12 protein-coding genes and 1 pseudogene are annotated in these 12,587 nt (G+C 63.6%); 5 read left to right on the forward strand and 8 right to left on the reverse strand.

What is annotated here, in order from left to right; all coding sequences use genetic code 11:
- Positions 1 to 170: 170 nt before the first annotated feature.
- From AC1RGE_RS26675 to AC1RGE_RS26695, 5 genes are all read left to right on the forward strand, one after another.
- Positions 171 to 2,003 carry a glucan biosynthesis protein G gene (locus AC1RGE_RS26675; protein WP_011058788.1) on the forward strand — a complete coding sequence of 611 codons (1,833 nt, stop codon included), beginning with the start codon at positions 171 to 173 and terminating at the stop codon, positions 2,001 to 2,003.
- On the forward strand, positions 1,996 to 4,566 hold the full coding sequence (gene mdoH / locus AC1RGE_RS26680) for a glucans biosynthesis glucosyltransferase MdoH (protein WP_011058789.1): 2,571 nt from the start codon (positions 1,996 to 1,998) through the stop codon (positions 4,564 to 4,566). Before AC1RGE_RS26675 ends, mdoH begins: the two co-directional genes overlap by 8 nt.
- Before the next feature lie 259 nt (positions 4,567 to 4,825).
- A complete protein-coding gene (locus tag AC1RGE_RS26685) occupies positions 4,826 to 5,623 on the forward strand; it encodes a transporter substrate-binding domain-containing protein (protein WP_019095754.1) in 798 nt (265 codons plus the stop codon).
- Positions 5,624 to 5,768: 145 nt separating this feature from the next.
- A complete protein-coding gene (locus AC1RGE_RS26690; protein WP_492585319.1) occupies positions 5,769 to 6,731 on the forward strand; it encodes an amino acid ABC transporter permease in 963 nt (320 codons plus the stop codon).
- A complete protein-coding gene (locus AC1RGE_RS26695) occupies positions 6,724 to 7,458 on the forward strand; it encodes an amino acid ABC transporter ATP-binding protein (RefSeq protein WP_346624874.1) in 735 nt (244 codons plus the stop codon). Before AC1RGE_RS26690 ends, AC1RGE_RS26695 begins: the two co-directional genes overlap by 8 nt.
- A gap of 49 nt (positions 7,459 to 7,507) precedes the next feature.
- Here AC1RGE_RS26695 and AC1RGE_RS26700 read toward each other — a convergent pair whose 3' ends face one another.
- The 8 genes and pseudogenes from AC1RGE_RS26700 to hisI form a co-directional block, all read right to left on the reverse strand.
- Positions 7,508 to 8,380: a methyl-accepting chemotaxis protein gene (locus AC1RGE_RS26700; RefSeq protein ID WP_374046634.1), complete on the reverse strand. Its 873-nt coding sequence runs from the start codon at positions 8,378 to 8,380 to the stop codon at positions 7,508 to 7,510.
- Positions 8,363 to 9,424 (reverse strand): annotated as a pseudogene (locus AC1RGE_RS26705) (methyl-accepting chemotaxis protein); the annotation flags it as partial. The pseudogene AC1RGE_RS26705 and the gene AC1RGE_RS26700, both read right to left, overlap by 18 nt.
- 137 nt (positions 9,425 to 9,561) lie before the next feature.
- Positions 9,562 to 10,269, reverse strand: coding sequence for a 16S rRNA (uracil(1498)-N(3))-methyltransferase (locus AC1RGE_RS26710; RefSeq protein WP_011058794.1), 708 nt, complete (start codon positions 10,267 to 10,269; stop codon positions 9,562 to 9,564).
- Positions 10,266 to 11,060 carry a twin-arginine translocase subunit TatC gene (gene tatC, locus AC1RGE_RS26715; protein WP_011058795.1) on the reverse strand — a complete coding sequence of 265 codons (795 nt, stop codon included), beginning with the start codon at positions 11,058 to 11,060 and terminating at the stop codon, positions 10,266 to 10,268. The genes AC1RGE_RS26710 and tatC overlap by 4 nt, the downstream gene beginning before the upstream one ends.
- Positions 11,057 to 11,515: a Sec-independent protein translocase protein TatB gene (tatB, locus tag AC1RGE_RS26720; RefSeq protein ID WP_011058796.1), complete on the reverse strand. Its 459-nt coding sequence runs from the start codon at positions 11,513 to 11,515 to the stop codon at positions 11,057 to 11,059. Before tatB ends, tatC begins: the two co-directional genes overlap by 4 nt.
- 10 nt (positions 11,516 to 11,525) lie before the next feature.
- Positions 11,526 to 11,807 carry a twin-arginine translocase TatA/TatE family subunit gene (locus AC1RGE_RS26725; RefSeq protein WP_011058797.1) on the reverse strand — a complete coding sequence of 94 codons (282 nt, stop codon included), beginning with the start codon at positions 11,805 to 11,807 and terminating at the stop codon, positions 11,526 to 11,528.
- Between the two features lie 25 nt (positions 11,808 to 11,832).
- Positions 11,833 to 12,165 (reverse strand): phosphoribosyl-ATP diphosphatase, encoded by a 333-nt coding sequence (locus AC1RGE_RS26730; RefSeq protein WP_011058798.1) that lies wholly within the window; start codon positions 12,163 to 12,165, stop codon positions 11,833 to 11,835.
- 1 nt (position 12,166) lies between these two features.
- Positions 12,167 to 12,559 carry a phosphoribosyl-AMP cyclohydrolase gene (gene hisI / locus AC1RGE_RS26735; RefSeq protein ID WP_011058799.1) on the reverse strand — a complete coding sequence of 131 codons (393 nt, stop codon included), beginning with the start codon at positions 12,557 to 12,559 and terminating at the stop codon, positions 12,167 to 12,169.
- Between the last annotated feature and the right edge of the window lie 28 nt (positions 12,560 to 12,587).

Raw genomic sequence — 12,587 nt, forward strand, 5'->3', positions numbered from 1 at the left:
CGCGCGCTACGGGGATCAGCGTTCGTTGGTCCATTTTGACTTAAGTAGAGACTTGTCCACGGCCGTTTGGGGAATCATTTAGCCCCATCGGAGTCGGAACAATGCTCGCCAACCTGGCATATAGATAGCTGGCCGTTGGTTTTTTGATCTGTTTTCGGCGAGGGTTGCTCGTGATTGTTAGTCCCTGTAATGCACCAAACTTGTTTGCCAAACGGTTACGAAACGCACTGGTGACGGGCTCTGCGCTGGTCTGCCTGCTCGGCGCCGGTCAACTCATGGCATTCAATCTGGATGATGTATCGGTCAAGGCCAAGGACCTGGCCGGGCAGAAGTACGAGGCCCCGCGCAGTAACCTGCCGAACGAGTTCCGTGAGATGAAGTTCGCGGATTACCAGAAAATCCGCTTCCTCACCGAAAAAGCCGAATGGGCCGACCAGAAGACACCGTTCAAGCTGTCGTTCTACCACCAGGGCATGCACTTCGACACGCCGGTGAAGATCAACGAGATCAGCGCCAACACCGTTACCGAGATCAAGTACGACCCGAACCGTTTCGATTTCGGCGACGTGAAGTTCGACCCCAAGGCCACCGAGAAGCTCGGCTATGCCGGTTTCCGCGTTCTGTACCCGATCAACAAGGCTGACAAGCAAGACGAGATCATGACCATGCTCGGCGCGAGCTATTTCCGCGTCGTTGGCAAGGGTCATACCTATGGCCTGTCCGCCCGGGGCCTGGCAATCGACACCGCCCTGCCATCCGGCGAGGAATTCCCGCGTTTCAGCGAGTTCTGGATCCAGCAGCCCAAGGCTACCGACAAGCACCTGGTGATCTACGCCCTGCTGGATTCGCCACGGGCCACCGGCGCCTATCGCCTGACCCTGCGGCCGGGCGCCGACACCATTGTCGACGTCAAGGCCCGGGTGTTCCTGCGTGACAAGGTCGGCAAGCTGGGCCTGGCCCCGCTGACCAGCATGTACCTGTTCGGCGCCAACCAGCCGTCGAAGGTCCTCAACTACCGTCGCGAACTGCACGACTCCAGCGGCCTGTCGATCCACGCCGGCAATGGCGAGTGGATCTGGCGCCCGCTGAACAACCCGAAACATCTGGCCGTGAGCAACTTCTCGGTGGAGAACCCGCGTGGTTTCGGCCTGCTCCAGCGTGGCCGCGACTTCAGCCACTATGAAGACCTCGACGACCGCTACGACAAGCGCCCAAGCGCCTGGATCGAGCCCAAGGGCGACTGGGGCAAGGGCACCGTCGACCTGGTAGAGATCCCGACCGCGGACGAAACCAACGACAACATCGTGGCGTTCTGGAACCCGGAAAAGCAGCCTGAGCCAGGCCAGCCGCTGGATTTCGCCTATCGCCTGCACTGGACCATCGACGAAGCCGCCCTGCATTCCCCTGACAGCGCCTGGGTACAGCAGACCCTGCGCTCCACCGGTGACGTCAAGCAGTCCAACCTGATCCGTCAGCCCGACGGCAGCGTGGCCTACCTGGTGGACTTCGAAGGCCCGTCCCTGGCGGCATTGCCGGAAAACGCCGACGTTCGCAGCCAGGTCAGCGTGGGTGACAACGCCGAGCTGGTGGAAAACAGCGTTCGCTACAACCCGGAAACCAAGGGCTGGCGCCTGACCCTGCGGATGAAGATCAAGGACGCGAGCAAGTCCACCGAGATGCGTGCCGCTCTGGTCCGCGACATTGCGCAGCCCGAGCCGGCCAAGGCCTCGACGCCGAACTCCAACTCCTCCATCGCCAAGGCCGACAAGATCGCCGCCAAGCAGCAGGAGAAGAAAGAGAAGGAAGCCGCAGCGGCAGCCGCCAAGCAGGCGCAAGCCCAGCCGGGCAAAGAGGCTAAAGACGCCAAGAACGCCAAGGACAAGGACCACAAAGACGCCAAGCAGCCTGCTGCTGCGGACGCGGCCCCAGCCACACCGGAACCGGTTAAAACGGAGCAAGTCCTGACCGAGACCTGGAGCTATCAGTTGCCTGCCGATGAGTAACTCTCAACTACAGCCAGAGTCTCTTGCCGAGTACCTGGCGCATTTGCCGATGTCGGACCAGCAGCGCGCGGAACTCGCGGGCTGCCAGTCCTTCAGCGAATTGCACCAACGCCTGTCGTCCAGCACCTTCGATGGCCCCACCGATGCCGCCCAGGCCTCGGTGGGCCAGCGCCTGACCCTGAGCACCGCCGCTGAGCTGGAAGAAGCGGAAATGCTCGCGGTGGACGCCGAGGGCCGGGTCTGCCTCAAGGCCACGCCACCGATCCGCCGCACCAAGGTGGTCCCGGAGCCGTGGCGCACCAATATCCTGGTGCGCGGCTGGCGGCGCCTGACCGGGCGTACCAACCCGCCAGCGCCGAAGAAGGACGAACGGGTACTGCCGGCCGCTCGCTGGCGTACCGTCGGTTCTATCCGCCGCTACATCCTGCTGGTGCTGATGCTCGGCCAGACCATCGTCGCCGGCTGGTACATGAAAGGCATCATGCCGTACCAGGGCTGGTCCTTCGTCGACCTGGAAGAGGTCATGCACCAGCCGCTGATGCAGACCGCCCAGCAAGTGCTGCCCTATGCCCTGCAGACCAGCATCCTGATTCTGTTCGGGATCCTGTTCTGCTGGGTCTCGGCAGGTTTCTGGACCGCGCTGATGGGCTTCCTGGAACTGCTGACCGGCCACGACAAGTACCGCATCTCTGGGGCCAGCGCCGGCAACGAGCCGATTCCCAAGGATGCGCGCACCGCACTGGTGATGCCGATCTGCAACGAAGACGTGCCCCGGGTGTTTGCCGGCCTGCGCGCGACCTTCGAGTCGGTGGCGGCCACCGGTGACCTGGACCGTTTCGACTTCTTCGTCCTCAGCGACAGCAACGACAGCGATATCTGCGTGGCCGAGCAGCAGGCCTGGCTGGATGTCTGCCGCGAAGCCAAGGGCTTCGGCAAGATCTTCTATCGCCGCCGTCGCCGCCGAGTGAAACGCAAGAGCGGCAACCTCGACGACTTCTGCCGTCGTTGGGGCGGTGACTACAAGTACATGGTCGTGCTCGACGCTGACAGCGTCATGAGCGGCGAATGCCTGACCAGCCTGGTACGCCTGATGGAAGCCACGCCGGACGCGGGGATCATCCAGACCGCGCCACGGGCCTCGGGCATGGACACCCTGTATGCGCGCATGCAGCAGTTCGCCACCCGGGTCTACGGCCCGCTGTTCACCGCCGGCCTGCACTTCTGGCAGTTGGGGGAATCCCACTACTGGGGGCACAACGCGATCATCCGCATGCAGCCGTTCATCGAGCACTGTGCCCTGGCGCCGTTGCCGGGCAAGGGTGCCTTCGCCGGTGCGATCCTCTCCCACGACTTCGTCGAAGCCGCGCTGATGCGCCGTGCCGGCTGGGGCGTGTGGATTGCCTACGACCTGCCGGGCAGCTACGAAGAGCTGCCGCCGAACCTGCTGGACGAACTCAAGCGTGACCGGCGCTGGTGCCACGGCAACCTGATGAACTTCCGCCTGTTCCTGGTCAAGGGCATGCACCCGGTGCACCGCGCGGTGTTCCTCACCGGGGTGATGTCCTACCTGTCGGCGCCGCTGTGGTTCTTCTTCCTGGTGCTGTCCACGGCCCTGCTGGCGGTCAACACCCTGATGGAGCCGCAGTACTTCCTCGAGCCGCGGCAGCTGTATCCGCTGTGGCCGCAGTGGCACCCGGACAAGGCCATCGCGCTGTTCTCCACCACCATCGTGCTGCTATTCCTGCCCAAGCTCTTGAGCATCATCCTGATCTGGGCCAAGGGTGCGAAAGAGTTCGGTGGCAAGTTCAAGGTGACCCTGTCGATGCTCCTGGAGATGCTGTTCTCCATGCTGCTGGCGCCGGTGCGGATGATTTTCCACACCCGTTTCGTACTGGCCGCGTTCCTGGGCTGGGCCGCGACCTGGAACTCGCCACAGCGTGACGACGACTCCACGCCGTGGAGCGAAGCGGTCAAGCGCCACGGTCCGCAGACCCTGCTGGGCTTCTGCTGGGCGCTGTTGGTGATCTGGTTGAATCCGAGCTTCCTCTGGTGGCTGGTACCGATCGTCGGTTCGTTGATGCTGTCGATCCCGGTGTCGGTGATCTCCAGTCGTGTGGGCCTGGGCCTGAAGTCCCGTGACGAAAGCCTGTTCCTGATCCCTGAGGAATACGCTCCGCCACAGGCGCTGCTGGCAACCGACCAGTACACCCATGAAAACCGCTGGCATGCGCTCAACGACGGCTTTGTCCGGGCCGTGGTGGATCCGCAGCAGAACGCCCTGGCCTGTGCCCTGGCGACCTCGCGCCACACCCAGGCCGAGCCCATCGAGTGGCTGCGCCAGGAGCGTGTACGGCATGCTCTGAAAGTCGGCCCGGCGGCCCTGAACAACAGCGAGCGGCTGGCGCTGTTGAGCGACCCGGTAGCCCTGGGGCGCCTGCACGAGCAGGTCTGGAGCGAGGGGCACAGCGAATGGCTGAGCGCCTGGCGCCAGTCGGTGGATGCCGATCCCCATGCACCGCTGCTGCCGTTGCAGCCGCTGAACGCGGCGCCGCAACCGGCCTGAAGCCAACGCCCTTGAGCTCTTGCTCAAGGGCGTTTTGCTTTATGGCGCCAATGGCCGCCTATGCCTTGTCGGAGGCTGTGGCAGCGGCCACCGGTCGCTCCCCCTGAAACAACAAAAATCCTTGTGCAAATGGCCGAGTGCGTTAGCATCGCACCCGCAAATTTCTGCGCGCAATCGACAACGGCCTGCCATTCGAAGCACTCAAGCAGATGACCGCCGTGCGCAGACACCACAATAAAATGGCTTCAGGGGACTTGAGATGAAGAAGTATCTTTCGCTGCTGCTGGCGGGTGCCGCGGCCCTGCTGGCGGTCAACACGGCCCAGGCCGGCGCAATCGACGACGCGGTCAAGCGCGGCACGCTGAAAGTCGGCATGGACCCGACCTACATGCCGTTCGAGATGACCAACAAGCGTGGCGAAATCATCGGTTTCGAAGTCGACCTGCTCAAGGCCATGGCCAAGTCCATGGGGGTCAAGCTGGAGATGGTTTCCACTGGCTACGACGGCATCATCCCGGCCCTGCTGACCGACAAGTTCGACATGATCGGCAGCGGCATGACCCTGACCCAGGAACGCAACCTGCGCCTGAACTTCAGCGAACCCTTCATCGTGGTCGGCCAGACCCTGCTGATCCGCAAGGACCTGGAAGGCACCATCAAGTCCTACAAGGACCTGAACAGCGCCGACTACCGCATCACCTCCAAGCTGGGCACCACCGGTGAGATGGTCGCCAAGAAGCTGATCGCCAAGGCCAAGTACCACGGCTACGACAACGAGCAGGAAGCGGTGCTGGACGTGGTCAACGGCAAGGCCGACGCCTTCATCTACGACGCTCCGTACAACGTGGTGGCCGTCAACAAAGTGGGCAATGGCAAGCTGGTATTCCTCGACAAGCCGTTCACCTACGAGCCCCTGGCCTTCGGTTTGAAGAAGGGCGATTACGACAGCATCAACTTCATCAACAACTTCCTGCACCAGATCCACGAAGACGGCACCTACGATCGCATCCATGACAAGTGGTTCAAGAGCACCGAGTGGCTCAAGGACATGGAATAGGTGTCAGGCAACTGATTTGCGGTTGATCGCGAGCAAGCTCGCTCCTACAGGGCGCATAGCGTTTTTGTAGGAGCGAGCCTGCTCGCGACGATGCCCACCCGGGCTCTGCCGAACCTCCCCGCTGCAAACCGCTGGAACCTGCAAAGTGAACAAACAGAAAAAAGCCCAATGGCCCTGGCACGTACTGACCGTGCTGGTGCTGATCGGCCTGGCCGGCGCCCTGTACTACGCCACCTCGCTGATGTCCTACGAATGGCGCTGGAACCGTGTCCCCCAGTACTTCGCCTATCAGGCCGAAGAGTCCCAGCGGGCGGCGGAGATCTCCACCGTCGCCGAGGTGGTGCGCCAGGACGGCAAGGCTCAAGTCACGTTGCGCGGTGACTCCGGTGCCGAGCAGCGTCTGAGTGTCGATGAAGGCAGCCTGCAGGTGGCCAGCGGCGATGACGTGGCCGAAGGCGATGTGATTGGCGTGACCCGGCACTGGGCCGCGGGCCCGCTGTTGTGGGGCCTGTGGACCACCTTGTGGCTGTCGGTGGTGTCCGGCGTGCTGGGGCTGCTGATCGGCCTGGGTACCGGCCTGTGCCGGTTGTCCAGCAACCCGACCCTGCGCGACCTGTCGACGATCTATGTCGAACTGGTGCGGGGCACGCCGCTGCTGGTGCAGATCTTCATCTTCTATTTCTTTATTGGCACGGTGCTCAATCTGTCCCGGGAGTTCGCCGGGATCGCCGCGCTGTCGCTGTTTACCGGGGCCTATGTGGCGGAAATCGTTCGCGCCGGGGTGCAGTCCATCGCCCGCGGGCAGAACGAAGCCGCTCGCTCCCTGGGGCTCAGCGCGGGCCAGTCGATGCGCCATGTGGTGCTGCCCCAGGCCTTCAAGCGGGTGCTGCCGCCGCTGGCCGGGCAGTTCATCAGCCTGGTCAAGGACACCTCCCTGGTGTCGGTGATCGCCATTACCGAACTGCTCAAGAGCGGCCGGGAAGTCATCACCACGTCGTTCTCGCCATTCGAGATCCTGTTCTGCGTGGCAGGCCTGTATTTGTTGATCAACCTGCCGCTGTCGAAGATGGCCAGCCGGCTTGAGCGGAGGCTCGCGCAAAGTGATTGAAGTCCGCGATCTGGTAAAAGTCTTCGACACCCGCGGCCAGGTGGTGCGCGCGGTGGATAACGTCACCACCCAGGTGGCCAAGGGCGAGGTGCTGGTGGTGATCGGCCCGTCCGGCTCCGGCAAGTCGACCTTCCTGCGTTGCCTCAATGGCCTTGAAGAGTTCGATTCCGGCTCGGTGAGCATCGACGGCCTGCAACTGGCCGACCCGAGGACCGATGTGAACGCCTACCGCCGGGAAGTCGGCATGGTGTTCCAGCACTTCAACCTGTTCCCGCACATGACCGTGCTGGAAAACCTCTGCCTGGCGCAGAAGGTGGTACGCAAGCGCGGCAAGCAGGAGCGCGAGGCCAAGGCCCTGACGTTGCTGGAAAAGGTCGGGATCGCCCAGAAGGCCCACGAGTTTCCTTCGCGGCTTTCCGGTGGCCAGCAGCAGCGTGTGGCCATCGCCCGGGCCCTGGCCATGGAACCCAAGGTGATGCTGTTCGACGAGCCGACCTCGGCCCTGGACCCGGAAATGGTCGGCGAGGTGCTGGATGTGATGAAGACCCTGGCCCTGGAAGGCATGACCATGGTCTGCGTGACCCACGAGATGGGCTTTGCCCGGGAAGTGGCGGATCGGGTGCTGTTCTTCGATCACGGCAAATTGCTGGAAGACGCGGCGCCGCAGGTGTTCTTCGACGCGCCGCAAGACCCGCGGGCCCAGGCTTTCCTGCGCCAGGTGCTGTAAGGCCGGCTCCTGCATTTCCCGGTAGGAGCCGGCTTGCCGGCGAAGCGGCTCAGACCCGGAAACGCCCCACCAGGGTTTGCAGGTGAATCCCCAGCCGCGCCAGCTCGGCGCTGGACGCGGCGGTTTCCTCGCTGGCCGATGACGTCTGTTCAGACACATCCCGCACATTCAACACGCTGCGGTTGATCTCTTCCGCCACCGCGCTCTGCTGCTCTGCTGCCGCGGCGATCTGCTGGTTCATCGCCTGGATCGCCGACACGGTACGGGTGATGTTTTCCAGGGAACCACCAGCCCGGCGTGTCAGCTCGACACTGCTGTCGGTCAGGCTGCGGCTGGTATCCAGGGTGCTGGCCACCTGCTGGGTGCCGCTTTGCAGGCCAACGATGAGTTCAGCGATTTCTTCGGTGGATTGCTGGGTACGTTGCGCCAGGCTGCGTACTTCATCCGCCACCACGGCAAAACCCCGCCCGGCTTCACCGGCCCGGGCGGCCTCGATGGCGGCGTTCAGGGCCAGCAGGTTGGTCTGCTGGGCCACCGACTTGATCACATCCAGGACGCTGCCGATCTTGTCGCTTTCCTGCTTGAGATGGCCCATGGCCTCGGTGGAATGGCCCACCTCGCTGGCCAGGCGCTCGATCTGGGCGATGGCTTCGTTCACCACCCGGTCACCCTCGCGGGCCTGCTGGTCGGCCGCCACAGCGGCCTCGGAGGCCTCCTCGGCGTTGCGCGCCACTTCCTGCACGGTGGCGGCCATTTCGTTCATGGCCGTGGCCACCTGGTCGGTTTCGACTTTCTGGCTGTTGACCCCGGCGCTGGTCTGCTCGGTCACCGCGGACAGTTGCTCGGCGGCGCTGGCGATTTGGGTCACCCCGTCGCTGATGCCGCCGATCAGTTCCCGCAGGCTTACCGTCATGCGCTGCATGGCTTTCTGCAGTTGGCCCAGTTCGTCGCGGCGCTCCACGGCGAGGTTCTGGCTCAGGTCCCCGGAAGCCACGCGCTCGGCGGCCTTGAGGGTCTGCTGCAGCGGCTGGGTGATCTGCCGGGTGATGGCCCAGGCGGCGATCAGGCCGAACAGCATGGCCAGCAAGGTGGCGATCAGCAGGGTGCTCTTGGCCTGCGCGGCGTCGCTGTCACGCTTGGTGGTCTGGGCCACGGTCAGCTGCTTGCTCAGGTCCATCAGCCGGTCGCCCTGGGCGGCCATGCGCTTGAGCGCAGCCGCGCTGGCTTCTTCGGCGTCGCTGTAGGCGCTGACGGCCATCCGGTAGGCCTTCAGCGAGTCGCTGGCCTGTTGCAGGTTGGCAACGTGCTGCTCGGGCAGGCGCGAAGGCAGGCTGGTGAGGTTGTTCAGGGCGTTGTCGATGGCGTCCAGCGCCGGCTGCTTGGCCTCGGGCTTGGCGCTGTAGGTGTAGCCGCGTACCTGGAAGCGTGCCTGCTGGATCAGCTTGGACAGGTCGATCACGCTATTGAACTGCGCCACGCTGTCGCCTTGCAGCAGTGAGTTCTCAACCTCCGCGACCCGGGCCACGGCATTGTCCGCGGTGGCGCCAAGCTGGGACCTCGCGGCCTCGCGGTTGGCGGTGGCGCGAGTCATGTCGGCAAAGGCCTTCTGGTATTCGGCCACGGCGTCCAGTTGCTGGTCGACCATGGTGATGCTTTCCGGTTGCTGCAGTTGCGCGCGAGCGTCCTGCAGGCCGTCGTTGAGTTGCTTGAGGAAGTCGTTGACCGCGGCCGGGCCGTGTTCACCGCGGCTCATCTCGTAGTTGAGGCGGGCGATGCGCAGGTCCTTGGTCAGGGCGTAGATAACGGAAATATTGCCCAGTTTGTCGCCCCGGTCGATCACCCGGCCCAGGCCGGTCCAGCCGGTGGCGGTGATCAGCAGGGTCAGGAGCAGTACCAGGCCGAAGCCGATACCCAGCTTGAGGCTGACGCTTACGTTTCCCAGGTTTCTGGCTAGCCAACGGTACATTCTGCGAACTCCCTTTTAGCAATGTGCGCTTAACCATAGGCTATCGGCGGGAGTGGGGGATTCTGTAGCTTGAGTGGCTAGTTGCCATTACGACCGTGAGGTCCGGCTGGCCACTTGGCCAGCACGCACATGGGGGCTCAGAACAGGCGCGAAAGCAGGGCGGTGACCGCGGTTTCGACCCGCAGGATGCGTTCGCCCAGTTGCACCGGTTGCAGGCCGGCCTTGCCCAGAAGATCGATCTCGTAGGGAATCCAGCCGCCTTCCGGGCCAATGGCCAGGGTGACGGCCTGGTCCAGCCCGCGAGGGCAGGGCGGATATGGGCCAGGGTGGCCCACCAGCCCCAGGGTGCCAGCGCTGAGGGCCGGCAGGCGGTCTTCGACGAAGGGCTTGAAGCGTTTTTCGATCAGGACGTCGGGCAGCACGGTGTCACGGGCCTGTTCCAGGCCGAGCACCAGGTGTTCGCGAATCGTTTCGGGTTCCAGGAACGGGGTCTGCCAGAAGCTCTTTTCTACCCGGTAGCTGTTCACCAGCACCAGCCGCGGCACGCCCATGGTCGCTATGGTCTGGAACACCCGGCGAAGCATTTTCGGGCGCGGCAGGGCCAGCACCAGGGTCAACGGCAGCTTGGCCGGTGGCGGCTGATCGAGGGTCACTTGCAGTTCGGCTTCAGCAGGCTCCAGGCGCAGTACCTGGGCACTGCCCATCAAGCCGCCAATGCGCCCGACCCGCAGGCTGTCGCCGACCGCCACCCGATGCACGTCCTGCATGTGGGTCAGGCGTCGGTCGCGCAGCACGACCCGGTCGGCCGCAATGAAATCGGCCTCTTCCAGAAGCAGCAGGTTCACGCTTGGGTCGCTGGCGGCTGGTCGTTGTGGTCGTCGGCCGGTTCATCGTCCGGGTGCTCGCCACGTTTGCTGATCAGCCCGCCGAACAGCACGCCGATCTCGAACAGCAGCCACATGGGCACGGCCAGCAGGGTCTGGGAGAAAATGTCCGGCGGGGTGAGGATCATGCCCACCACGAAGCAGCCGATGATCACGTAAGGGCGGATCTTGCGCAGGTACGCCACGTTGACCACGCCTATCCACACCAGCAGGACCACGGCCACCGGGATCTCGAAGGCCACGCCGAAGGCGAAGAACAGGGTCATGACGAAATCGAGGTAGCTGGTGATATCGGTCATCATCTCCACGCCGGCCGGGGTGGCGGCGGCGAAGAACTTGAAGATCAGCGGGAACACCAGGAAGTAGGCGAACGCCATGCCGATGTAGAACAGCAGGATGCTCGACACCAGCAAGGGCACGGCAATGCGCTTTTCATGCTTGTACAGGCCGGGTGCGATAAAGCCCCAGATCTGGTGCAGGATCACCGGGATCGCCAGGAACAGCGAGACCATCATGGTCAGCTTCAGCGGCGTCAGGAACGGCGAGGCGACGTCGGTGGCGATCATCGTCGCGCCGACCGGCAGGTACTGGCGCAGCGGTGTGGAGACGATGGTGTAGATCTGCTGGGTGAAGGCGAACAGCCCGGCGAAGATGATGAAGATCGCCGCTACGCAGCGCAGCAGGCGGGTGCGCAGCTCGGTGAGGTGCGACACCAGCGGCATGTGTTGGTCGTTCTCTGGGATATCGCTCATGGTGCTCGCGGCGGCAGGGTGGAGTCGTGGGGGGCCGTGGTGGCGGGTGTTGCCACTGGGGCTGCGGGCTCTGCGGTCGGTGCCGGTGCTGGTGTCGATGGCAGAGGCGCGGGCACTTCGCTGGCTGGCGGCGCTTCGGCGACCGTAGCGGCGCCTGGCGCGTGAATCGTCTGCTCGGCCACAGGCTCTACCGGAGTCGGTTGCTGCTGGGTCGGGGCGAGGATTTTCCGCGCTTCCTGCTCCAGGGACAGAATGTGCTCGTTGTGCAGTTGCCGGCGGATTTCGTCGGCACCGATTTCACGTTCAACTTCCTGTTTTATCGCGTTGAAGCTGCGCTTGAGGCGCCCGACCCACAGGCCGGCGGTGCGCGCAGCGCCGGGCAGGCGCTCGGGGCCGAGCACCAGCAGGGCCACCAGGCCCACCAGCAGCAGTTCAGAGAAGCTGATACCAAACATTAGTCAGTGCTCACGAGTCTTTGCGGGTCGGCTCTTCGACTTTCTGCGCCTGCACATCGATGGTGTGCGGCTGGTTCAACGGCGCGCTCTGCTGCGGCTGAACCGGTGGCACAGGCTGCGCCGCTGGCGGGACCACGGGTTCGGCAGGCTTTTCGTCGTCATTCATGGCCTTGCGAAAGCCCTTGATCGATTCGCCGACGTCGGTGCCCAGGTTCTTGAGCTTCTTGGTGCCGAATACCAGTACCACGACCACCAGGATGACGATCCAGTGTTTCCAGTCAAAAATGCCCATGCTGCGTTTCCTCTTAGAAAGTTGTTCAGGCGGACGGACGCGAGGCTTTCTCGGCGTGTCCGGACAAACCGAAGCGGCGGTCCAGCTCATCGAGCACCGCCTGGGGATGCTGCCCCAGCTGCGCCAGCATGACCAGGGTGTGGAACCACAGGTCCGCGGTTTCGTAGATCACATCGCTGCAGTCGCCGCTGATGGCAGCGTCCTTGGCGGCGATGATGGTTTCCACCGATTCTTCGCCGACTTTTTCCAGAATCTTGTTCAGGCCCTTGTGGTACAGGCTGGCAACGTAGGAGCTGTCGGCTGCGGCGTCTTTACGCTCTTCCAGCACCTGGGCCAGACGGGTGAGGGTATCGCTCATGTCAGTGTCCTGCAGAATAGATCGCGTGCGGGTCCTTGAGGACCGGTTCGACGGTTTTCCACTCGCCATCTTCATAGACGCGGTAGAAACAGCTGTGGCGGCCGGTATGGCAGGCGATGTCGCCGATCTGCTCAACCATCAGGATGATCACATCGGCGTCGCAGTCCAGGCGCATTTCATGAAGCTTCTGCACGTGCCCGGATTCTTCGCCCTTGCGCCACAGCTTGCCACGGGAACGTGACCAGTAGATGGCGCGATTCTCGGCAGCGGTCAGGCTCAGGGCCTCGCGGTTCATCCAGGCCATCATCAGTACGCGCCCGGTCTTGTGATCCTGGGCGATGGCCGGCACCAGGCCGTCCGCATCCCATTTGATCTGGTCCAGCCAATCTTTCATTTTCGACTCCGACAACCGGGCTCAACCC

The organism is Pseudomonas sp. GW823-FHT02C05 (assembly GCF_058797595.1).

Bases quoted from the DNA above. Each gene is read 5' to 3' on its own strand.
- hisI (WP_011058799.1), bottom strand. From the start codon at position 12,559: ATGAAAGATTGGCTGGACCAGATCAAATGGGATGCGGACGGCCTGGTG.
- tatC (WP_011058795.1), bottom strand. From the start codon at position 11,060: ATGAGCGATATCCCAGAGAACGACCAACACATGCCGCTGGTGTCGCAC.
- AC1RGE_RS26730 (WP_011058798.1), bottom strand. From the start codon at position 12,165: ATGAGCGATACCCTCACCCGTCTGGCCCAGGTGCTGGAAGAGCGTAAA.
- tatB (WP_011058796.1), bottom strand. From the start codon at position 11,515: ATGTTTGGTATCAGCTTCTCTGAACTGCTGCTGGTGGGCCTGGTGGCC.
- AC1RGE_RS26685 (WP_019095754.1), top strand. From the start codon at position 4,826: ATGAAGAAGTATCTTTCGCTGCTGCTGGCGGGTGCCGCGGCCCTGCTG.
- mdoH (WP_011058789.1), top strand. From the start codon at position 1,996: ATGAGTAACTCTCAACTACAGCCAGAGTCTCTTGCCGAGTACCTGGCG.
- AC1RGE_RS26700 (WP_374046634.1), bottom strand. From the start codon at position 8,380: ATGCAGCGCATGACGGTAAGCCTGCGGGAACTGATCGGCGGCATCAGC.
- AC1RGE_RS26725 (WP_011058797.1), bottom strand. From the start codon at position 11,807: ATGGGCATTTTTGACTGGAAACACTGGATCGTCATCCTGGTGGTCGTG.